The following is a 23,282-nucleotide window of genomic DNA, read 5'->3' on the forward strand; positions in this document are numbered from 1 at the left end:
AGCAATGCTTATGCAGAAATGACATCAAAGTTTAACGAGTATACTCAATAATCCATTTACGTAATTTAACTATTGGCGAAGTATTTATAAGAGCTGTAGACGGCAATGCTTTACCATTAGTATTAAAGTTAATTATTGGATCTATACCATATATGCTATACCAAGCTTTTAACGGCGAACTATTCGAATTTTTACGATGAAACCAACTTAAAAGCGGCGTAGTCTCTTCATATTCTATTACTTTAACTGATTGTGGATTTTGGTGATATACAAGGCTAAGCACTGACTGGTCTGAGTGATGCCATTTATATTCGTCATAATTAGGATGAATATTATAATCTTTACCTGAAAGGACTCTAATATCCTCACAACTTTTTAGCCATTTTTCAATAAAGGAGTGAGCAAGCTTAGTATTACGTACTACAATAACCGCACTCCAAATATGATCATCATTTCTACATTCTTCATTAAGGCAATTCATCAAGGCAAAGCTTTCGCCTTTTACAAAACTGCCGTTTTTACGATCACGATCATGTACCAGTAATACATCATTATTGCCTAACAGATTAGTCAGATTGCTAATATGTTGTTTGATAATAAAAGCTGAATCTAAATATACTATAATAGCTTCCTCGGGAGCATTTTTCATTGTTTCAAGTATAATATAGGGTTTCCATAACCATAGACCCGCTCCTGCTTTTTCATTAAAAATTTCTTGATGTTTTTCAATAAATGTTTGATCAATATGTTTTTTCTTATAATTAAGTATAAAGTCTATACCTTTATTAATCGCATAATGACTTGTCGCATTCTGGTTACGATAAATATGTTCTGCACCATCAGCATAAGAAACTAAATAAATAGGTTCTTTTATTGAGTTTTGAACTGATAAATCCACTTTCTGCATCGATAAATCATTTATAAAACCTTGGCGAGCATATTCTAAAATAACCAGCACCAAATAAATAAATATTAATGCAGCAAACGTTTTACATAAAGTTTTAAGGGATTTTTTATATTGCAACGACATATTATTAGCTTTTAATTTGAATTAAAGTTTAGTGTAATGGTTTTCTAGTTTTTATGCTAATCATTGCTTATTTCCCAATCAGATTCGAAAGAACAATTTACTATATCATCATTTATTCTAACTGTTCCTTTTAAGAAACCAAAATAACTTCTTTTAATTCTTTTAAGGTGTTTTTTAAACATCTGCACATTAGTATTTATTCAGTATGTATAATAATAGCAGAAAAAAAGTAACATTAAAATTTAAATTTTTCATAAATAATTGGTTGTAATTTATCGTAAATCTAGTATAATTTGCTGTTTGTTTAGAAGTTCTTATGATTAACTCAAACGATAGACAGTCTACTTTAGTCGTTGCGATGTCTGGCGGCGTTGATAGTTCAGTGGTTGCTGGGATATTGTGCGAACAAGGCTATAATGTAATAGGTATTACCCTGCAATTATACGATCATGGTATGGCTGTGGGCAAAAAAAATGCTTGTTGTGCAGGTCAGGATATTTATGATGCTAAAATGGTAGCAAACAAGCTTGGCATGCCTCATTATGTGCTTGATTATGAAAGTAAATTTAAAGAATCGGTAATAGATAATTTTGTTGATAGCTATTTGCGAGGTGAGACGCCTCTGCCATGCGTACAATGCAATAAATCAGTAAAATTCAGGGACTTAATCAAAACTGCTAAAGAACTTGGAGCTGATAAACTTGTTACAGGTCATTACGTACGAAAAATAAATGGTGATAATGGTCCAGAACTTCATATGGGGCTTGACCCTTTAAAAGATCAAAGTTATTTTTTATTTGCAACTACTAAAGAACAGCTTGAATATTTGGATTTCCCGCTTGGAAGTCTTACTAAAGACGAAACAAGAAAACTTGCTAGTAAATTTGGGCTTGAGGTGGCAGATAAGCCTGACAGCCAAGATATTTGCTTTGTACCTGATGGGAATTATAAGAACGTAATAAATAAGATACGTCCTAACGCAAGCGAAAGCGGTAAGATTCTGCATATAAATGGTTTTGAGTTAGGAACTCATAGCGGCATAATTAACTATACTATAGGACAACGACGTGGTCTTGGGATATCTTACCACGAGCCTTTATATGTGATAAAGATTGATCCTAATAGTAATATAGTATATGTAGGTCCAGAATCTGCGTTAAACGTGCAGGAATTCGTAATTAAGGACGTGAATTGGCTAGCCGGTAGCCTAAAAGATGGCGAGAAGCTGGAAGTAAGCGTTAAAGTCCGCTCAACAAGACCCCCTCGTTTAGCTGAAATAAGTAAGCTTGAGGGTGACAGAATGAAAGTAAAGTTTTTGTCTGAAGAAAAGGCTGTTGCCCCTGGACAAGCATGCGTTATTTATGACGGCACAAGAGTACTTGGCGGCGGCTGGATTACTAGGGATGTGTCATCCCGTGGCTTGAGACCACGGGATCTTAGGACGCAGTCTGCGACACAAGACTCCGCAATCAAGTTGCGGAGTGACATTAAACACATAATTCATAAAAAAATAAGCTCACTAAAAACAGGAGGAACTAATGAGTTTTTTAAGAAAGAAAAGTTTTGAATCAGTAAAGGAAATAGGTAGCTCGAGCGGTCTTAGTAAGACTCTTGGAGCATTTGACCTAATACTACTTGGACTTGGTGCTATGATTGGTACCGGCGTGTTCGTTGTTACCGGCATAATAGCCTCTAAATATGCAGGTCCTGCTGTAATGTTATCATACGCAATTGCAGGTATTACCTGTATTTTTGTAGCTTTTGTTTACACTGAGCTTGCGGCAATGCTTCCGACATCCGGTAGTATTTATACTTATTCCTATGTTGCATTCGGTGAAGTATTTGCTTGGATGATTGGTAGCGTTATAATATTAGAGTTAGGAGTTGCTTCAGGAATAGTTGCTGCCGGTTGGTCTGGTTACGTACAAGGGATACTCGCAGCTGGTGGAATTGAGTTGCCGAAAGCTTTAACTACAGTGCCGACAAATGGCGGTATAGTAAATTTACCTGCATTTTTAATTTCGGTATTTATTGGGTTCATTCTATTTTTAGGTACTAAAGACAGTAAAAAATTAAATGCTATTTTAGTATTTGTTAAAATGGCGGCGATATTCGTCTTTATAATTGCTGCTGCTCCACATTTTGATGCAACTAATTGGAGCAATTTTATGCCGTTTGGTTTTAGTAATGTCTTAGTTGGTGCATCTATTTTATTCTTAGCCTTTACAGGATTTGGAACAATTGCAACTGCTGCCGAAGAGTGTAAAAACCCAAAGCGTGATATAATGATCGGTATTATCGGCTCGCTCGTTTTAACTACTATAGTATATGTAGCAATGGCAGGTCTTGTTACGGGTATTGCACCTTTTGATCAGTTAAATAACGATCAACCGCTTGCTTATGCTTTAACTATCAACAACAGTAAAATCGGCTCAGCTATCGTTGCAACCGGTGCAGTTTGCGGTATGATGACGGTGTTAATGATGAATATTTATGGTATTTCACGTATTTTTTACGCTATCGCACGTGATGGGTTACTACCAAAAAGCTTTGCAAAATTACATCCTAAGTACGATAGCCCATACATTACAATTATAATATTTGCATCTTTAGCTGCTATTCTTGGAGGATTTTGTTCAACGGAATTATTGACCCAATTAACTTCGATGGGAGCAATTATTGACTACATAACTGTTGCAACAATAGTGTTGTTGTTTAGAACAAGACTACCGAATGCTCAAAGACCTTTTAAATGTCCTTTGGTATATATTATTGCTCCTTTTATTATATGTGCATGTGTATATTTGTTATTTATTCAAGTATTTGATGGTGAATTTAATTTACATACTGCAGGACGTGCTTTATTAATTTGGTTTGTTACGATATTTGTTTTATATATTGTGAGATCATTTTTTATGAAAAAAGAAATATAGCTAATGTCCGTCATTGCGAGGAGGTTATTTTAATAACCGACGTGGCAATCTCATGAAATAATACGAAAATTCCTGAGATTGCTTCGTCAAAATTTTTAATTTTTCCTCGCAATGACATCAAAACCAAAAAAACAAAACTAGTACAATGACTGATAAACTCCAACCACTTCGAGGAATGAAAGATCTTTTGCCGGATGATTATAAAGTTCATGATTATATAATCAATAAAGCAAAAGAGGTTGGGGAATTATATGGCTATAAGCAAATGAGTACGCCAGTACTCGAATATACCAAAGTCTTTAATCGCTCAATGGGTGAAAGCTCTGACGTAATTAGTAAAGAAATCTACAGCTTTTTAGATAAAAGCGATGAATCAGTAGCACTACGTCCTGAATTTACAGCAGGGATTGTAAGAGCTTTTATTTCTAACGGCTTGCAGCATAAACTACCTCTCAAATTATTTTCTACTGGTCCTGTTTTTCGTTATGATAGACCGCAAGCAGGGCGTCAAAGACAATTCCACCAGCTAAATTATGAATATTTAGGGGCTAAAGGAGCAATCTCTGACGCTGAAACCTTAAAATTAGCAGTAGATATACTTGAAAGTTTAGAGGTTTTAGCCGATACTACTTTAGAGCTAAACTCTCTTGGTTGCAGTCAGTCACGTGCTACTTATCAGCAAAAATTAGTAGAATATCTAAATGACTTTAAGGATGAATTATCAGAAGATAGTAAAATAAGGCTAACTAAAAACCCGATGCGGATTCTTGATTCTAAAAGCGAAATCGATCAAAAAATAATAGCAAATGCCCCTATTTTATCAGAGTATTATACTGATGAGTCAAAAGAATATTTCGAAGAGCTATTAAAATATCTTGATATTTTAGGCATAAAATACACCATAAATGCACGCCTAGTTAGAGGACTTGATTATTACTGCCATACTGCTTTTGAATTTACGACTACAAAGCTAGGAAGCCAATCCACTATTCTTGCCGGCGGGCGTTATGATGGGCTTAGTCGCATTATGGGCAATAACGATGAAGTACCAGCGATAGGTTTTGCAGCAGGAATTGAACGAATAGCCTTGATGCGGGAATATAATATAGATTCGGTAACTCCAATATTTGTATTGCCAATAGGTGAGAATAATATTCCGCATTCTTTAAAAATAGCCGATCAATTACGCTTACATAACATATCTGCGTTGATAGAAGTAAGTGGTAAAATGGCAAAAAGAATGCAAAGAGCTTTAAATGATAATGCCAAATTCATTGTCTTTATCGGTGACGAAGAACAAGTAAATAACAAACTCAAAATCAAAGATTTAGAAAAGCAAGAAGAGTATATTTTGGACTTTTCGAAAACAATTGAGTTGCTAAAAAAGCCTTAGACTTCTTTTATATATTATTGTACAAAGGGGCTTTGTTGCATGGTCGAAAAATATCCACAATGTCATTCTTAGCATATGCGGGGATTCAGAAGCCTTTAAATGTCATAACGTGGTTTCCGGAACTAGAGCCAGAAAAATAATAAAAAATGCTAATTTATAGCATTTTTTAACTATATTGCACACGTACAAAACTTGTAGTTTTTCCTCGCAATGACGCTAAATAAATTTTAAAAAATAATATATGAAAAAAAAACTATATGAAGGTTCAAGTAAAACCCTATATACTTCTGAAGAAGAGTTTTTGCTTGTAATGGCTTTTTCTGATAGAGCTACTTTAGAAAATGGTGAAATTATTGATGTATCAGGCAAAGGAGTGCTTAATAATAATATCTCTTCTTTTGTAATGAATAAGCTTGAAATGATTGGCATTGAAAATCATTTTATTGAAAAGCTGAATATGAGAGAGCAGTTAATTCAATATGTTGAGATGTTTCCTCTGCAAGTAGTCGTATCTTCTGTTGCGTGCGGTAGGTTTGTAAAAGAATTTGGCATGGATGAAGGCTTTGTATTTGATAAGCCAATAATTGACTTTAAAGTAAAAAGTCGTGAGTTTAAATATCCGATAGTTAATGAACATCAAATATTAAATTTTGGTTGGTTAACTAAAGATGAAATTAATACAGTTAAAAAGCAAGCTTTGCGTATATATGACTTCCTAAGCGGTTTGTTCATCGGCATCGGTATTAGGCTTGTTGAATGCAGCCTTGAATTTGGACGGGTATTTACCGGTGAGGAATCTTTGGTAATGTTAACTGATGAAATTAGCCCTGATACTTGTAAATTATGGCATATTAATAGTAATGAAAGACTAGGATTTGAATTGCTAGAAAAAGACCCAGCTAAAGCTTATGAATCATATAAATTAATAGCTGATCGTTTAAAAGAAAAATAAGTTATTAACCCACCAATTAAATACCTGACATAATAGTTGCAAATACTAAAATATAATGTTAGAATGAAATAATGCTAAAAAAAGAAGATTTTAGGACATTATCAACGAGTGCACAAGCAGCTTTAAGAAAAGTTGCATTAAGAGCAATTGATAAAGGAGAAAAACAATCAGATGTATCAAATCTTATAGGAGTAACACGTCAGACTATTAGTAACTGGGTTAACAAAAGAAGAAGAGGTGATAAATATGCAATAACTGGCAAGTCTAGAGGAAGAAAGACAGGAGAGAAAAGAATAATAAATGAAATGCTGGGTAAAAAAATACAAGATTATATAAATCACTCTAGACCAGAAGATCACAATATCAAATCTGCACTATGGTCAAGAAAAGCTATTAATGCCCTGATTAAAAAATGCTGTGGTTTCTTTTTGCCATTAAGTACGATTGGAGAATATTTAAGAAGATGGGGATATACTGCACAAAAACCAAAGAAATTAGCTTATGAGCAACAGCCAAAACAAGTTCAAGTATGGCTAGATGAAGAATATCCCGCAATAGTAAAACAAGCACAAATGGAACAAGCTGAAATACACTGGTGTGATGAAGTGGGTATAAAATCAGAATGTCAGGTGTTACAGAGCTATTCTTTAAAAGGCAAAACACCCGTAGTTATTCATAAATCAAAACGATTTACTATAAATATGATATCAACTGTTACGAACAATGGTAAACTAAGGTTCATGTTATATGAAGATACACTAAAAACAGATATATTTATAGAATTTCTAAGAAGATTAGTGAAATCTGCAAGAAGGAAGATCTTTTTAATATTAGACAATTTAAAAGTACATCATAGTAAAAAAGTATACAGCTGGACAAATAAGCATAAAGATAAAATTTCTTTGTTTTTTTTGCCTCCTTATACTCCACAACATAATCCAGATGAATACTTAAATAATGACTTAAAAAGAAATGTAAATAGAAAACATATACCTCTTACAAAAGATGAGTTAAAATACAATCTTAAATCTTATTTACGTTGCTTACAGAACAATCCTAAACATATACAAAAATTGTTCCAAGCCGATGATGTTAAATATGCCTCTTAAGTCAGGTATTTAATTGGTGGGTTAATAGAATAAAAAATGATAAATATTTCTTTCCCTGATGGGAGTGTAAAACAGTTTGAAAAGAATATTACCGCATTTGAGATAGCTGAGTCTATTTCAACATCGCTTGCTAAAGCAGCAATGATTGCTGAGATTAATGGTGAGCTTAAAGATTTAAGTACTCAAATTGATAGTGATTGTAAATTGCGTATTTTGACTGTTAAAGATCCTGAATGTCTTGAAGTTATAAGGCATGATGCTGCACATTTAACAGCGGAAGCGGTAAAAGAATTATTTCCTGAAACGCAAGTAACAATCGGTCCTGCTATCGAAAATGGTTATTACTATGATTTCGCTAGGGATAAACCTTTTACTACTGATGATTTAGCGGTTATAGAAGCTAAGATGCATGAGCTTGTTAAAAAGAATGAGAAAGTAACAAGAGAATTATGGGACAGAGAAAAGGCTGTAGAATTTTTTAAATCGATAGGTGAGCATTACAAAGCTGAAATTATTGCCTCCATCCCGTCAAATGAGCCTATTAGTTTATACAGGCAAGGTAACTTTATTGATTTATGCCGAGGTCCACACGCTCCATCTACCGGCTTTGTTAAACATTTCAAACTGATGAAAGTTGCGGGAGCTTATTGGCGTGGTGATAGCCGAAATGAGGTATTACAGCGTATATATGGTACAGCTTGGGCTACTAAAGAGCAGCTAGATAGTTATTTATTCATGCTTGAAGAAGCTGAAAAGCGTGACCATAGAAAATTAGGAAAAGAGCTTGATTTATTCCATTTTCAGGAAGAAGCTCAAGGAATGGTATTTTGGCATGATAAGGGTTGGAGTGTATATAATACTATTGAGCAATATATTAGAAGAAAGATTCGCAAAAATGGTTATATTGAGGTTAAGACCCCTGTTTTAGTTGATAAGAGTCTTTGGGAGCTTTCGGGGCATTGGGAAAAGTTCCGTGATGATATGTTTGCTTTAGAAACAGACGACAAGACGCTTGCTTTAAAGCCGATGAACTGTCCTTGTCACGTACAGATTTTTAAGCAGGGTATTAAGAGCTATCGAGATTTGCCGCTTCGTATGTCAGAGTTTGGCTTATGCCATCGTAATGAGGCGTCAGGTGCTTTACACGGGTTAATGAGAGTGCGAAGTTTAGTGCAGGATGATGCACATATATTTTGCAGCGAGGAACAAATTACTGAGGAAACAGTTAGCTTTTGTAAGTTACTGACAGAGGTTTATAAGGATTTCGGTTTTACTGATATAAAAGTAAAATTCTCTGATCGACCGGAGGTTAGAGCTGGTAGCGATAAGACTTGGGATAAGGCTGAGAATGCTTTAAAAGAGGCAGTAGAGAAAGCCGGTTATAGCTATACACTAAACCCGGGCGAGGGTGCTTTTTATGGTCCTAAGCTTGAATTTGTGTTAACCGATGCAATAGGGCGTCAATGGCAATGTGGAACTCTGCAAATGGATTTTGTTTTGCCTGAGCGTTTAGATGCTAGCTATGTTGCAGCAAGTGGTGAGAAAAAAAGACCTGTGATGTTACATAGAGCAATACTTGGCTCGCTTGAGCGTTTTATTGGGATATTAATCGAAGAATATGCAGGACGTTTTCCTTTATGGCTTGCTCCTGTACAGGTTGCAATAGCTACCATTACAAGTGATTTAAACGATTATGCTTTAGAAGTACAAAAAGCTTTAATTGAGAGTGGCGTGCGAGTCGATATTAATATATCACCCGATAAAATTAACTATAAAATTCGTGAATTTTCTAACCAGAAAGTACCAATGATTGCGGTAATTGGAAAACAAGAAAAAGAGAATAAACAAGTAACTATTCGAAGACTTGGAACTACCGAGCAGGAAGTATTATCGATTGAGCAGTTGATAGAGCTTATTAAGGAAGAGAATAGTAAGTATATTTAGAAATGTTGTGGTATATCGTCATTGCGAGGAGCGTAGCGACGAAGCAATCTCAGGAAGTTTGACGAGATCGCTTCGTTAAGACTTAAGTCTTTCCTCGCAATGACGTTAAAAAATTTTATAAATGCAATATATATTTCCTTTTAATAATTCTTCAAAATATCACCCTGAGGAATTTATTGTTTCTGAGTCTAATGCTCTAGCTTATAATGCTTTACAAAATTGGCAGAATAGCTTTGGCGTTAATCCTTATAAGTTTACTTTACTAATAAAGGGTCCTGCCTCTTCAGGCAAAACCTATCTAACCAAAATATGGCAAAATTTAAGTAATGCTTATGTAATTAAAGATATTTTTTTTGATGATAAGATTTTAGCAAATCATAATGCTTTCATTATTGAGGATATAGAAAATTGGCAGGAAACAGCGTTGCTGCATCTATTTAATCTTATTAATGAAAAGCAAAAATATCTTTTGCTTACATCTAATAATAAAGGTAAAAATTTTACCTTACCTGATCTATCATCACGTATTAATTCTGTATTAAATGTTCTGCTTTATCCTCCTGATGATGAATTAATTAAAATTTTAATATTTAAACATTTTGCTACATCTTCTGTAACAATATCACAAATAGTAATAGATTTTTTATTAGTAAATTTGCCTAGAGAATATAACAAAATTTTAGAAATATTAGAGTATATCAATAACTTTGCGTTAACTTCTAAGAGAAAAATAACTATTCCATTAGTTAAAGAAGCTTTAAATTTTGTAAATATTTCTTACTAATTCTTTACTTTTTTGTTGACTTACATATAAAAAAATATAACTCTTTATTTGCAGTTTATTTTTTTATAAAGGAAAATTATGTTAGGATATCAAAAAGAGCAGACAAGTTTAAGTAGAAAACAAAAACAGGCTATAAGTTTATTATCCATAGGAAATTTTTTAGAATATTTTGATTTGATGTTATATGTTCATATGGGGCTGTATTACTTAATAAAATATTTTTCTCTCCTGATAATCCTCATTCAATAAAAGTACTTTCTGCTTTTGCGTATTGTTCAACATTTGTATTTAGACCTTTTGGGGCATTACTATTTGGCTGGATAGGGGATAATATAGGGCGTAAACCGGTAATTATAATTACGACTATAATGATGGCTTGCACCTGTATTGGTATGGCTATTCTTCCTTCTTATGATGAAATAGGTTTTGCTGCTACAATAATGGTTACACTTTTTAGAGCTATTCAAGGTATTTCCTCCTCTACTGAGGTAGTTGGTGCTGAACTTTATATTACGGAAATGGTAAAACCTCCTATGCAATATCCTGCTGTAGCGTCAGTCACAATTTTTTCTACACTTGGAACTTTAGCAGCACTTGGAGTAGCTACTATCGTAACTTCCGGAAATTTAAATTGGCGTTATTTGGTGCGTTGGTAGCTATTACCGGTACTATGGCACGTACAACGCTTAAAGAAACTCCTGACTTTATTGATGCAAAGCGAAGAATAAAATCTAGTCTAGAAAAAACCGGTTTAGACCCAAAACAAATCGATAATAATGATATTTTAAAACAAAAAACGAATTTAAAAACTTTTATTTCTTATTTTGTAATTCAATGTACTGGACCCGTATGGCTTTATTTTGCTTATTTTTACTGTGGAAATATTTTAACAGAAGTTTTTGGATATAGCCCTGCTGAGGTTATTAAACATAATTTTTTTATTTCAATTGGAGATGTTATCGGTGGCATATTATTAACTTATCTTAGCTATAAAATATACCCTTTAAAAATATTAAGAACAACATTTTATATTTTTGTAATATTTCTTTGTTTTTCACCTATAATAATGCAGAATTTAGCTCCTAATTATTTAATGCTAATTCAATTATATTTGCTCCTGGTTATTTTCCAGCTACGGCAATTTTTTATAAACATTTTCCGGTATTTAAACGCTTCACGCATACTAGCTTTATATTTGCTATATCACGTGCACTTATGTATATCATTACGTCATTTGGACTTGCTTATTTAACAGAAATTTTGGATATATAGGAATATTAATGATTATGGTACCTGTAACAATATTCTATTATCTAGGATTACGCCATTTTGAAAAATTAGAAAAACAGGTTAATAATTTTAATATCCCTTGAGTTTAGTATTAAAAATAAGTGATAAAGGTAAGAGACAATTTTTACCTTTATCACAGAATTTATTTACCAACAGCATTTATTCAAAAAATCCATAAAATCTTCTTTTATAACAACCTTTCTTTCACAATATCCAGGTTTGCGTTTTTCATTCTCTTTATCTGTTTTAGATAGTTCCAAAGAACTTGTTTTTTCATTAATAATATCATCAACTTTCAATTTAAAAACCCTTAATTTTTTAAACTAATTTAATCTATTTCATTTTATATTTCAAGTCAATTAATTTAAATTCTATACACTAAAAATCCCTTGACTACGTTTAATTCCTATAATATCCTATAATTTACCATTAAATCCCAAGATAACCCAAATAATACCAATGAATATATTTTTATCGAAATTTATCAATAATAATATTGATAAAAAGGGTAGGGTATCAGTACCGGCAAATTACCGAGCGGTATTAGGGAAAGAAGCATTTAATGGGATAATTGCTTATCCATCGATTAGAAATAATTGTATAGAAGCTTGCGGTATATCCCATATTGAGAAACTAAGACAGATGATTGAGTCGCTTGATCCGTATTCTGAAGAGCGTGATGCTTTTGAGACTATAATATTTGGTGAAGCTGTACAGCTTTCATTTGATGGGGAGGGCAGAGTGATATTGCCCGCATCTTTAATGCAGCATGCGGGGATTGAGGATCAAGTATGTTTTGTAGGTAAAGGAGTAATTTTTGAAATTTGGCAACCGCAAAATTTCAAGGATTATTTAGCTTCTGCTCAAAAGCTTGCCCACGAGAAACGTTTAACTTTAAGGAATACGAATTGATGCAACAGCCTCATATACCCGTAATGTTAAACGAGATGCTGAAGTTTTTAGCACCAAAAGCCGGTGAATCCTACTTAGATTGTACGTTTGGGGCAGGGGGATATAGTAAAGCGTTATTAGAAAACTGTGATTGTTATGTCACAGCTTTGGATCGTGATCCAAATGTCATTAAGAAAGCAGAAGAGATAAAACATAATTATAAAGATAGATTTGATTTTGTAGAAACAAATTTTGGTAATTGTTTTGCAAAGCTCGAATCAAAAAAATTTGACGGCATAGTGCTTGATTTAGGTGTTTCTTCTATGCAACTTGATATACCAGATCGTGGATTTTCGTTTTTACATGACGGACCTTTAGATATGCGTATGAGTGGGCAGGGGCTTAGTGCCGAAGAGTTTATAAATACCGCAGAAGAAAAAGAGCTTGCGGATGTAATTTATAAATATGGTGATGAGACTTTTTCCCGAAGGATTGCTAAGAAAATTGTAGAAGTAAGAAAAGCCGCAAGGATTGACAGTACTGGAAAGTTAGCTGATATAGTGCGTAGCTGCATAGGTTTTAGAAAAGGTAAAATTGACCCTGCAACTAAGACTTTTCAAGCCATCAGGATTTATATAAATAACGAACTTGGAGAGCTTGAGCAGTTCTTAGCGAATGTAAAAAATATACTAAAAAAAGATGGTCGTTTAGTTGTTGTTTCGTTTCATTCGTTAGAAGACAGAATAGTTAAGAATTTTTTCAAAGAAAATTCAGAAAAGCCAGTAGCAAGGTCAAAATACGCTAAAGAAGATGTTATATTGAACCCGGATAAATGGCTTAAGATTATTACTAATAAAGCGGAAATACCATCAGATAAAGAGATATCTCTAAATGTAAGGGCAAGATCAGCAAAATTAAGAGCAGCGAAGAAAATATAATTATGAGTATAAAGAAATTTCATTATTTAGTGTTGCTAGTAATAATTATAGCAGTTTGCAGCTTGTTTACCATTAAGGAACGAGTTTCAACTATTGATTACCAATTAAGTAGTGTTTTAAAACAAATAAATAGTGAAAATAATAACATTCATATTTTAAAAGCAGAAAAAGCTTATCTCATCTCGCCAGCAAGGTTAAAAAATCTTGCGACTGCTTATTTAGAATTACAAACGGTGAAACCTTGTCAAATGGTAAGAGATCCATTATCACCGATTACTGCCTCAAATATTAGATTTGATCAAGATATTAATATTTTTAAAAGCAATAATAATCGGAGACATAAGAGAATTACAAATAATAAATATATACAGACAGTTTCAAGTTGGGAGAAGCCTTAAGCGTCATTGCGAGTGAACGAAGTGAGCGTGGCAATCTCAGGACTTTTTCATAAGATTGCTTCGTCAATTACTTTTCTGGATCCCGTGGATAAACCACGGGATGACAAGGTGCTTGAAACAAAACAAATTAATATGAAACAGATTTTAGAAAAGTGGAAACCTGATATTAAGAGTTTAATATTTTGGAATGTTTGTAGTAAAAATACAAAAATCCGATTATTGATAGTTATTGGTGCTTTTTCTGTTCTTTTCTGTACTTTATCTTACAGGCTTATAATAGTTGCTACTAATGTTTATGATAAAAACCTCCACGCTCTAAAAAAGAGTAGCCAGTTTAGAAAAGAAATAGTTGATCGTAACGATAATTTGCTTGCTGTAAACTTACCATCTGCGTCATTATTTGCCAATCCGCAAATAGTAATTGATCCCGAAAATTCCGTAAAAAAAATAGCTGAGATTCTGCCCGATATCAACAAGGCTAAACTACTTGCTGATCTTAAATCCAATAAAAGTTTTATATGGGTTAAAAGAGATTTATTGCCTAGTCAGCAAGAAAGAATAATGAGTCTTGGGTTGCTTGGTTTTGATTTTGAAGAAGAACAAAAGCGTATTTACACATTTTCTAACTTATCATCTCATATTGTGGGCTATGTTGGTAGAGATATGGCGGGGCTTAGTGGACTCGAACTTGCTTATGATAAATATTTAACTAATTCCGATCTTGATTTGAATAAACCAGGAAAGCAGAAAGAGCCGCTTAAATTATCAATTGATATTAGGTTGCAAAGTATCTTGAGCGAAGAAATCGACAAGACTTTAAAGCAATTCAGTGCTATAGGAGCGGTGGGTATTATTGCGAATCCTAATAATGGTGAGATTCTAGCTTTAGTTAGTAAACCGGATTTTGATCCGCATTATCCAAGTGCTGCAAAGCCTCAGCAGCTTTTTAATATGGCAAGCCTTGGAATTTACGAAATAGGTTCGGTATTTAAATCTTTGACTATGGCGGTTGGTTTTGATACTGGTGCAATAAATATGAATGATGCTTATGATATAAGCTATATGAAAGTCGGTGGTTTTCAGATTAAGGATTATACCCCAAGACAAGGGTGGCATAGTGTACCGGATATTTTTCTGCATTCTTCAAACATCGGCGTAAGTCAGATTATGCTTGAAGTAGGTAAAAATAATTTCAGGAAATATTTAAAGAAATTAGGTTTGCTAGATCAAGTGCAAATAGAATTGCCGGAGCGAGGTACTCCTCTTTTTCCTTCAGAAAAAAGATGGAATGAATTAACTAGTGCTACTATGTCTTATGGTTATGGTATTTCAATTAGTCCTTTACATTTTGTTAGGGCAATGCTACCTGTTGTAAATGGCGGTATTTTATACGATCTTACTTTGTTAAAAAGAGATGATGAAAAAGTTGAGGGGACAAGAGTATTTAGCGAAAATACTTCAAAGAAAATGAGGCAGCTATTTAGAACTGTGGTAAAAGATGGAACAGGTAAAAGGGCAGAGGTAAAAGGATATTTGATTGGCGGAAAAACCGGTACTGCTGAGAAATTATCAAGCAATGCTGGTAAAAAGAAATATCTTAAAAATAGCCGTACTACTTCATTTTTGGGATTACTGCCAGCCTCAAAGCCTGAATATGTCATCTATATTATGATTGATGAGCCAAAACCTACTAAAGAAACGTTTGGTTTTGCAACAGCTGGTTGGACTGCTGCACCTACCGCCGGAAGAGTGCTTGAACGCATGATATCGCTGTACGGCTTAGAGCCAATAGAGCAAATAGGGGAGGTGGTGGAGTAAAGTAAGCGTCATTGCGAGCGAATGAAATGAGCGTGGCAATCCAGAAAAAATAATAAAAATACTAATTTTATTAGTATTTTTAACTGGCTCTAGTTCATAAATCACGGGGTGACAGGGGGAAACAATCCACGCGGGCAATGCCCTCTCGCAATGACGGGAAAACTGAAGCCGAGTCTAATAAACATTCTTTTAGAGGTTCATATTTATGCAAAATCAAAATACCGATTATAGCCCTGTTATTGAAGAACTTAAAAAAGCTTATAAGAACTATATTATAACCAAAGATGCGTTAATAGAGGTTTGCACATTTGGAATGAATGCTGGAACTATAGGATTATTTTCGGTTCTTGGACCTGGAATGGTAGTATTATTAGTGGCTGGTTCTGTTTTGGCTATAGGGAAAGCTAAAGAGGCGTATAAAAAAGAATTATTAAATGCTCTTTCTATAGGTGAGCTGGGTGATGTTACGGAAATCGAGAAATATTATAAGCAGCTTCCTAAAAAATTACGAGAAGAGTGGAGTGATGATAATTTTTTCCCTAAATTAGCTAATCATCTGAAAGAGAAGTTTTTTGAAGATAAAATATTTGGTATTGATAAGAATCCTAATCCATTTTGTCAAGTAGAATTACAAGATTTTTACCAAGAAATAGATAATGAGTGGGTTGATCTTTCAGGAAAAGAGTAAAAACGTTGTATTTTTACAATGAGATTTAAAATTACTCTAATAAAATAGTTGAAAAAGCTTTTTAATTGTTAACTTGTTAAGTTTTAATTGCTAATATCAGTTAAATATTTTAGACATAGCATTATTTTAAGGCAAGACAATGGCAGATGATGGGGATAATAAGAAAGATGTACCAGATAAAAAAGATGATATTCAGGTAAAAAATGACAATTTGAGTAAGTCAAATGATAACCAGGCTCAAAATAAACAAGACGATGCTCAAGTAAAAAATGAACTCAATGCAATTAGAGCCTAAGTTACAGCCACTAACAATCCTGCCGAACTTGCACGTTTAGCTAGTGCCGCTGCGGGTCTTGCGTCCAGCACTAATAATCGAGAATTATTAGACCAAATCAAAAACCTCCAATCCTCCATTTCTAAAAAAGAAGAAAACGCCGAACAGATCATATATTCAGAAGCCTCTGAAAAAGGCTTGAATATGGAGGGGCAGGGGAATCAGTATGATTATGAAGCCGCACGTGAGAAAGAATTATATGATAGGCATGAAAGGCTAAAAGCTGGTCATGATCAGTTCATGAAAGAAGCAGATGAGTTTATTGAGAGTAAGAGGCAAGAAAAAGAAGAGTGGCAAGCTCTTTTAAACGATATGAAAGCAGGTAAAGAAATTGATCCTGAAAGATTAAAAGCATTAAATAAGACAGAAGCACAGCTAAAAGATGATCAGAATAAAAGAAATGCTATTAAAGAATATCAAAAGAAAGCAACTGAGCATTTGCAACAATTAAAAGCTAAGGAAGATAAATTAAAGCAGCAACAAGCTCAGAATGTTAAAGCCGCTGAAGAGCAACGTATTGTTAATAGCAAACTGGCTGCTAATTCCAAAGAACTGGAGCAAGGTCAGTATAAACTAAATAGTATTAATACTAGAATAGAGCAAACAGGAGCAAAATTATCTGCCCTCAGTCCAAAAATAGCAGAAGCAACAAAAATACAAGCTGATGCTGATAAGCAAGTTGAAAAAGATGAAAAAGAAAGGAAAGAAATACAAGATCTTAGAATAGAAACTCAAAAAGAAGCTAAGAAAGATCTTCAAAAATACTCAGCAATTAATGATTTTTCAGAACTACTTTTAAATCAAACAAAATCAGTTGAAACAAATGAACTTAAAGATAACGAATCACGTAATGAGTTTTTAAGTAAAGAGAATAAGAAAAAACCAGAAATAAAATTTCCAGGCAAGCCATCTCCAGATATAATTTTTCCAGGAAAAGACGAAATATTGCTTCCCTCACAAAAATCAACAAGTGTTGAAGCATCTACTACTAAAAAATTATCTCAAGGCGAAGAAGCATTAAAATTATCAGAAGAAAGACCAGTTTCTCCGGATAAGATAAATAAATTTACTAATAGAATAAAATCGTCTCTTGAAAAACAGAAATCTTCAGTAGTTACTAATAAAGAAACTCAGGTTAATAAATTAGCTCGAACTAACCAACAAAACAAAAAGAATGATAAAGGTCATTCGAGATAAAATAACGGAGTAGCCTACCATGTCTAAATCAGATAACCATTGCTATCTTGATAAAAACGAAACTATTATATGTACTGCTAATAATTTACATAATAGTGCATTAGAGTTTTTTAATAATATAAGAAATATAGAACAAAACCAAGGCGTAACTGCATTAGTAACAAAAGGTTATATTGCTGCTCGAATCGAGTTAACGCAATCGCTTCTTTTTGGAAAAATTGAAGCATGTATTGGTCTTGCTGTTTTTAATCAACGAGGTATTGGTGGTCCTATAAGTCGTTATAATGAAAAATTATTTCTGACTATTGGTAGTAAGCTTGGAAATCAACTTTGTAAGCAAACTCTAACACAATTATCAAATAATAATTACAATGTTGAGCAAGAAGCAAATATTTGGGCTAATCATATAAATACTTATAAAAGAGATTTAAATACAGAAATAACTACTCCAGAATTATCAGCTAGTTCAATATTTTTAAAAAATGATCTTAAAAACAATGGTATAAGCTTAGATGCTTATAATGCACATTTTAATATTTTAAGTGTAGATGAAGAGTCAGAAACAAATTACACCCCCACTCCATCTTCGGCAGTAAATCAGTATGATCATACCCCGCCACCCGTTCCTAAAAGAGCAGAGAGTAAACAAGAAGCTACAGGGTTGAAATCTTTTTTTAAGGGTATGTTTAAAGGTTCTGAGGCTTCCGCCGCTCCCAAGGCTGCTTTAGTTCCGGTTGTTGCTCCTAAAGTTACATCCTTAAATGTTTCGTATAAAGATATTTTACTTAAAGATCCAACATATGGAGTTGTAGTAAAATTACAAGAAGCAACAATAAATACTAATTTAACAATTAGGGTAAATGGTCAAAATATATTTGAAGTTAAACAATATAGAGCCATTAAAATTCCTGACACTTTAGAAAATATTAAAGCACCTAATCTAAAATTTGTTTTCTCTTACTTAAATGGTGTAAAATTAAGTGATGAATTTGCAGCAGATAGAAAGGGGACAGCCCATCTAAGGCTTGATTATAATAATGATGGTAGATTAGAGAAATTAACCTTACCAAACGCTCCAATTTATTTTAAGGATAAGCCTGGTTATCCTGCATTTTGTATCTTTAAGAAAATTATGTGTACTTTACCAGTAGATAGCGGGCAACTTGGTCACCTAATGCAAATCGCACCTAAAGTAGAATTTAATAACGTTGACGAATATACTTATAAAGTAGAATTATTAGGCTAAAATAAAATATTATTTTGTAGCTGTGTTATTTTTGCATAACCATTACCCACGTGCATCATTTACCCCGTCATTGCGAGCGAATGAAATGAGCGTGGCAATCTAGGAAAAATAATAAAAAATGCTAATTTTATTAGTATTTTTTAGTTTCCTCGATAACACCGAAAGCGTGTTTTAACCACTGCAAAAAGACCTAAAAATACATATTTGATATTTTTTTTGAAAAAATAGCTTGCAATCTTTTTTATTATAGGGTAGTTTTATAATATATTTTGTCATAGCTCCCAAAGTGCATTAAGCTCGCATTTTGCTATAAAAAGGTATAAGTTCTTTACAATCCAATTTTTTGTAAGGAACTTATGCTGGGTCACAAAAAAGAGCAAGTTAGTTTAACTCGCAATCAAAAAGAAGCCATAGGCTTACTATCTATAGGTACATTTAATTTTTTATAAAGGATTTATGCTAGGTTATGCAAAAGAGCAAAGAAAGTTTGGTAGAGATCAAAAACAAGCTATAAGTTTATTATCAATAGGTAGTTTTCTTGAATATTTTGACTTGATGTTATATGTGCATATGTCAGTACTACTAAATAAAATATTCTTTTCTCCAGATAATACTTATTCTGTAAAAATATTATCAGCTTTTGCTTATTGTTCAACTTTTGTTTTTAGTCCTTTTGGCTCCATTCTTTTTGGTTGGATAGTGGACAATATAGGACGTAAACCGACAATTATTATTACTACTATATTAATGTCCTGTACTTGTATAGGTATGGCTATTCTACCATCTTATGATGAGATAGGTTTTACTGCTACTGTTTTAGTTACGCTTTTTCGTGCAATTCAAGGTATTTCATCTAATACGGAAGTTACGGGTGCTGAACTTTATTTGACAGAAACAATAAAGCCTCCTTTGCAATATCCAGCAGTAACATCGTTTACAGTTTCTACTGCGTTAGGAACAATGGCAGCTCTTGGTGTTGCAAAGCTTGTAACTTCAACAGATCTTAATTGGCGTTATGCTTTCTTATTTGGAGCATTTGTAGCTATTACCGGCACTATGGCACGAACAACACTTAAAGAAACGCCTGATTTTGTTGATGCAAAAAGACGGTTACAATTAGCTATAGAAAAAACCGGAATAGATCCTAAAAAAATTGAAAATAATGATATTGTAAAAGAAAGAACAAATTTAAAATGCTTTTTTCCTTTTATAATGCAAAATCTGACGCCTTCTTATATAATGTTAATTCAATTATATTTTCTTATATTTGCTCCTACAGCTACTCCTGCTAAAGCAATTTTTTATAAACATTTTCCAGTATTTAAACGTTTTACGCATACTAGCTTTACATATGCTATGTCTCGTGCATTAATGCTCTTAATAACTTCATTTGGTCTTGCTTATTTAACAGAATATTTTGGTTATTGGGGAATATTAATGATTATGATACCGGTGACAATAGGCTATTATTTTGGATTACGTCACTTCGAAAATTTAGACAAGAATAATTATTATCAAGCTTAGAAATGATATTATTATTTTGAATAAAGTTATAACATACATTATATAGTTTATTTTCAATGCTCAGTACTTCTAAATGAGCAGCAACAACTAAAAAATCCGTTATAGTTTCTTCTATTATCTTTTGTGCCTTTTCAGGTGATTTTACTCCTAGTGTTTGCACGTTATGAATACGATCGAAAAGTTTTATTAATGCTGTGTCATATCTTTTTTGTTTAGCTAGCAAATTTAGACTTTCTTCAGCAGTAATTTTTCCATAAGGTTTAATGCGGGTTAAGCCTTCAACGTGTTTTGCAACTTCTTCTCCGAAGATTTCAGTAATCATTTCTTCGGTTAATGCCGTATCTTCGATAGTATCATGTAGTAGTGCTGCTTGCATCATTACAGATGTATAAAGTTTAGGTACTTCCATTGCCGTAAACTCTGCCACCATAATCGCTACTTCAATTGGATGGGAATAATATGGATCGCCTGACTTACGCATTTGAGAGCCGTGATATTTACGAGCGTAATATATTGCTTTTTTGATTTCTTCAAGATTTACAGGGTTTGCTACTTTAGTGTTTAAATAGTCAAGTTTATTGAGAAGCTTTTTAGCATAAATGCATTCTTCAAACTTTTCTTTCCAAGAGCTTAAATCTTCCATAAAAGTTTATTTTTAGTTGGTTAAAACAATTCTTGTACCAGCTTATACTCAAAGTGAAAAGTAAAAAATTATAAAGTCATATAATTAGTAGAGAAATTAAGCTCTTTCTTGATTAGTTAATTAAAATTATTTGACACCAAATATAAGTTATATTGACAACTAAAATAAAGGAAAAGCAATGAAAAAATTTTTATTATTATTCATAATATCTATTATCCCTTTAAATTTATTCGCTCAAGCCAAAGTAAATAATATAGTTGCACCAGTCAGCTATTTTATAAATCACGTTCAGCCACTAAATCAAATAAAGACTAATTTAGAAAAATACAGGCAAACAAGTATTGTAGGTGTTAGCGGGATGGGTAAAACTCAGTTAGCTAGAATGTATGCTTATGGAAATAAAGATAATTATAATTTAATTTGGTTTATTGATAGCAATTTAAATATTAACGATGAACTTTTAAAGCTAGCAAAAGCTATTAACAAAGCTGAAGAGAAAACTGTAATTGCAGAAGAGGCAGCTAATGTAAAAAAAGAGTTAATGGAATATTTAGGGCAGAGTGATAAATGGTTATTAGTATTTGATAATTTAAAAGTAGGTGAGAATAAAAAAGTACAAGATTTTATTAACTGGGAGCATAACGGCAATATTATATTTTGCTCGCAAGATAGCGATATGATGCCTTATATAGTAAAAGCTGTACCATTTGAAAAGCCCGAAACTATCAAGCTTGCCAATAATATTTTATTGGATAAAGATAATAATTTAGTAGAATTTTTGGTACAAGAGTTTAAAGGTTATCCAGTATTGATAGTACAAGGAGCACAAATATTAAACAATGTTCCAGGATTAGATAAAGAAAAATATAAACATCAAATACAAAAATCTAACTATAAAATAGATTATAATATATCGCTGGTGATTAAGCAATTAAGTTCTAGTGCAAAACAACTTCTAAGTAAAATAGCATTACTCAATAATCAAAGTTTTTCCAAAGATTTTCTTGGGATTATTACCGATAATAAAGATAATCTTAATGATGATATTTTCGAGTTATCAAAATTTGCTTTAATAACAAATATAGATGCTAGAGAAGATAATCCTGTTTTTGAAATGCATGATGTTATTGCACAGAAAATATTAGAAAAAAATGGTGCAAATAATAGTAAGTATCTAGAAGAGGCGGTTACTAAATTTATTAATGGTACACCAAAAAGTGTAATAAAAGCGTTTTTATATAGGAACGCTAAAACAGTACCTGACAATATCGAGGTGATGACGGAATGAGGTGGCCCAATTTGTCTAGACTAAAAATTAAGATTTATGAGATATAAATTGTATTATAATTTTACTCAATAATTTTTGTAGAATACACCTGTTCTGGAGTGAGATATTCTAATGACTGGTGCATTCTTTTTCTATTATAAAAATTTATGTAATCAGTTATAGCATTTTTTGCCTCCTTGACAGTATTTAAAACCATCAAATATATTTTTTCTTGTTTTAATGAACGCCAAAATCTTTCTATAAATACATTATCTAGGGCTCTGCCTTTACCATCCATACTGATTTTGATTTCACGTTTAATTAGTTTATCTGTAAAATCTTTTGATGTAAATTGAGAACCTTGATCTGTATTAAAGATTTCAGGCTGACCATATTTTATTATTGCTTCTTCAAGTGCATCAATACAAAAGTCACTTTCTAAACTAATAGACACCTTCCAGCTCACAATATAACGACTAAACCAATCAATAATTGCTACCAAATATACAAATCCTTGTGCCATTCTAATATAAGTGATATCTGTACTCCATACCTGATTTACTTTAATAATTTCAACTCCTTTTAAAAGATATGGATATATTTTATGAGCTTGATTGCGCTTACTTAAGTTCATTTTAGGATAGATAGCTTCAATAGCCATTATTCTATAATAACGACTTACTGCCTTGCGACCAATTGTGATGCCCAATGGTACAAGGTGCTCAGACATTCTTCTTGCTCCAAAGTAAGGATGCTGTGTGTATATTTCATCAATCACTTGCATTATTTTTAAGTCTTTTTGGGTTAAGCCTTGTGGCTTGTAATAATAGCTAGATTTGTTAATAAACAGTAGAGTACATTGCCTAGCGATACTTAGATTACTACACTCTTTATCTACCATAT

Annotated in this window: 21 protein-coding genes and 2 pseudogenes; 18 read left to right on the forward strand and 5 right to left on the reverse strand. The window is 32.8% G+C overall.

Features of this window, described 5'->3' with window-relative positions; translation table 11 throughout:
• Positions 1-31 precede the first annotated feature (31 nt).
• Together AAGD54_RS03005 and AAGD54_RS03010 are read right to left on the reverse strand one after the other, a co-directional pair.
• Complete coding sequence (locus tag AAGD54_RS03005; protein WP_341794971.1) at positions 32-1,030, reverse strand: hypothetical protein; 999 nt, start codon at positions 1,028-1,030, stop codon at positions 32-34.
• A 56-nt stretch (positions 1,031-1,086) separates the two neighbouring features.
• A complete protein-coding gene (locus AAGD54_RS03010) occupies positions 1,087-1,212 on the reverse strand; it encodes a hypothetical protein (RefSeq protein ID WP_341789053.1) in 126 nt (41 codons plus the stop codon).
• A 134-nt stretch (positions 1,213-1,346) separates the two neighbouring features.
• Between AAGD54_RS03010 and mnmA the strand changes: the two are divergent.
• The 8 genes and pseudogenes from mnmA to AAGD54_RS03050 form a co-directional block, all read left to right on the forward strand.
• Positions 1,347-2,438 (forward strand): annotated as a pseudogene (gene mnmA / locus AAGD54_RS03015) (tRNA 2-thiouridine(34) synthase MnmA); the annotation flags it as partial.
• Between the two features lie 130 nt (positions 2,439-2,568).
• Positions 2,569-3,963 (forward strand): amino acid permease, encoded by a 1,395-nt coding sequence (locus AAGD54_RS03020; RefSeq protein ID WP_341794972.1) that lies wholly within the window; start codon positions 2,569-2,571, stop codon positions 3,961-3,963.
• 145 nt (positions 3,964-4,108) lie between these two features.
• Positions 4,109-5,356, forward strand: a complete 1,248-nt coding sequence (gene hisS / locus AAGD54_RS03025) for a histidine--tRNA ligase (RefSeq protein ID WP_341794973.1) — start codon at positions 4,109-4,111, stop codon at positions 5,354-5,356.
• 241 nt (positions 5,357-5,597) lie between these two features.
• Positions 5,598-6,308: a phosphoribosylaminoimidazolesuccinocarboxamide synthase gene (locus tag AAGD54_RS03030; protein WP_341789057.1), complete on the forward strand. Its 711-nt coding sequence runs from the start codon at positions 5,598-5,600 to the stop codon at positions 6,306-6,308.
• 71 nt (positions 6,309-6,379) lie between these two features.
• Positions 6,380-7,417 (forward strand): IS630 family transposase, encoded by a 1,038-nt coding sequence (locus AAGD54_RS03035; RefSeq protein ID WP_341794233.1) that lies wholly within the window; start codon positions 6,380-6,382, stop codon positions 7,415-7,417.
• A gap of 36 nt (positions 7,418-7,453) precedes the next feature.
• On the forward strand, positions 7,454-9,361 hold the full coding sequence (thrS, locus tag AAGD54_RS03040; protein ID WP_341794974.1) for a threonine--tRNA ligase: 1,908 nt from the start codon (positions 7,454-7,456) through the stop codon (positions 9,359-9,361).
• 121 nt (positions 9,362-9,482) lie between these two features.
• Positions 9,483-10,145 carry an HdaA/DnaA family protein gene (locus AAGD54_RS03045; protein ID WP_341789059.1) on the forward strand — a complete coding sequence of 221 codons (663 nt, stop codon included), beginning with the start codon at positions 9,483-9,485 and terminating at the stop codon, positions 10,143-10,145.
• Positions 10,146-10,223: 78 nt separating this feature from the next.
• Positions 10,224-11,518 (forward strand): annotated as a pseudogene (locus AAGD54_RS03050) (MFS transporter).
• Positions 11,519-11,581: 63 nt separating this feature from the next.
• On the opposite strand, the gene AAGD54_RS03055 reads toward AAGD54_RS03050, so the two are convergent.
• A complete protein-coding gene (locus tag AAGD54_RS03055; RefSeq protein WP_341789062.1) occupies positions 11,582-11,734 on the reverse strand; it encodes a hypothetical protein in 153 nt (50 codons plus the stop codon).
• A 160-nt stretch (positions 11,735-11,894) separates the two neighbouring features.
• Between AAGD54_RS03055 and mraZ the strand changes: the two genes are divergently transcribed.
• From mraZ to AAGD54_RS03105, 9 genes are all read left to right on the forward strand, one after another.
• Positions 11,895-12,347: a division/cell wall cluster transcriptional repressor MraZ gene (gene mraZ, locus AAGD54_RS03060; protein ID WP_011477211.1), complete on the forward strand. Its 453-nt coding sequence runs from the start codon at positions 11,895-11,897 to the stop codon at positions 12,345-12,347.
• A complete protein-coding gene (gene rsmH / locus AAGD54_RS03065; protein WP_341789214.1) occupies positions 12,347-13,264 on the forward strand; it encodes a 16S rRNA (cytosine(1402)-N(4))-methyltransferase RsmH in 918 nt (305 codons plus the stop codon). The genes mraZ and rsmH overlap by 1 nt, the downstream gene beginning before the upstream one ends.
• 2 nt (positions 13,265-13,266) lie before the next feature.
• Positions 13,267-13,662, forward strand: coding sequence for a hypothetical protein (locus AAGD54_RS03070; protein ID WP_341794975.1), 396 nt, complete (start codon positions 13,267-13,269; stop codon positions 13,660-13,662).
• A gap of 132 nt (positions 13,663-13,794) precedes the next feature.
• On the forward strand, positions 13,795-15,480 hold the full coding sequence (locus AAGD54_RS03075) for a penicillin-binding protein 2 (RefSeq protein WP_341795168.1): 1,686 nt from the start codon (positions 13,795-13,797) through the stop codon (positions 15,478-15,480).
• 205 nt (positions 15,481-15,685) lie between these two features.
• Positions 15,686-16,168, forward strand: coding sequence for a hypothetical protein (locus AAGD54_RS03080; protein ID WP_341789064.1), 483 nt, complete (start codon positions 15,686-15,688; stop codon positions 16,166-16,168).
• Between the two features lie 139 nt (positions 16,169-16,307).
• Positions 16,308-16,463, forward strand: a complete 156-nt coding sequence (locus AAGD54_RS03085; RefSeq protein ID WP_341794976.1) for a hypothetical protein — start codon at positions 16,308-16,310, stop codon at positions 16,461-16,463.
• Between the two features lie 183 nt (positions 16,464-16,646).
• Positions 16,647-17,699: a hypothetical protein gene (locus AAGD54_RS03090; RefSeq protein WP_341794977.1), complete on the forward strand. Its 1,053-nt coding sequence runs from the start codon at positions 16,647-16,649 to the stop codon at positions 17,697-17,699.
• A gap of 19 nt (positions 17,700-17,718) precedes the next feature.
• Positions 17,719-18,945: a hypothetical protein gene (locus tag AAGD54_RS03095; protein WP_341794978.1), complete on the forward strand. Its 1,227-nt coding sequence runs from the start codon at positions 17,719-17,721 to the stop codon at positions 18,943-18,945.
• Positions 18,946-19,401: 456 nt separating this feature from the next.
• On the forward strand, positions 19,402-20,469 hold the full coding sequence (locus AAGD54_RS03105) for an MFS transporter (protein ID WP_341794979.1): 1,068 nt from the start codon (positions 19,402-19,404) through the stop codon (positions 20,467-20,469).
• Here the strand turns inward: AAGD54_RS03105 and AAGD54_RS03110 are convergent.
• The gene (locus AAGD54_RS03110; RefSeq protein WP_341794980.1) at positions 20,387-21,112 is read right to left on the reverse strand and encodes an HD domain-containing protein; all 726 of its coding nucleotides are present in this window, start codon (positions 21,110-21,112) and stop codon (positions 20,387-20,389) included. The genes AAGD54_RS03105 and AAGD54_RS03110 overlap by 83 nt on opposite strands.
• Before the next feature lie 178 nt (positions 21,113-21,290).
• Between AAGD54_RS03110 and AAGD54_RS03115 the strand changes: the two genes are divergently transcribed.
• A complete protein-coding gene (locus tag AAGD54_RS03115) occupies positions 21,291-22,400 on the forward strand; it encodes a hypothetical protein (protein ID WP_341794981.1) in 1,110 nt (369 codons plus the stop codon).
• Between the two features lie 61 nt (positions 22,401-22,461).
• Here AAGD54_RS03115 and AAGD54_RS03120 read toward each other — a convergent pair whose 3' ends face one another.
• The gene (locus AAGD54_RS03120; RefSeq protein WP_341794310.1) at positions 22,462-23,280 is read right to left on the reverse strand and encodes an IS3 family transposase; all 819 of its coding nucleotides are present in this window, start codon (positions 23,278-23,280) and stop codon (positions 22,462-22,464) included.
• Positions 23,281-23,282: the final 2 nt, after the last annotated feature.

The organism is Rickettsia endosymbiont of Rhinocyllus conicus, from assembly GCF_964026465.1.
Taxonomy (GTDB): domain Bacteria; phylum Pseudomonadota; class Alphaproteobacteria; order Rickettsiales; family Rickettsiaceae; genus Rickettsia.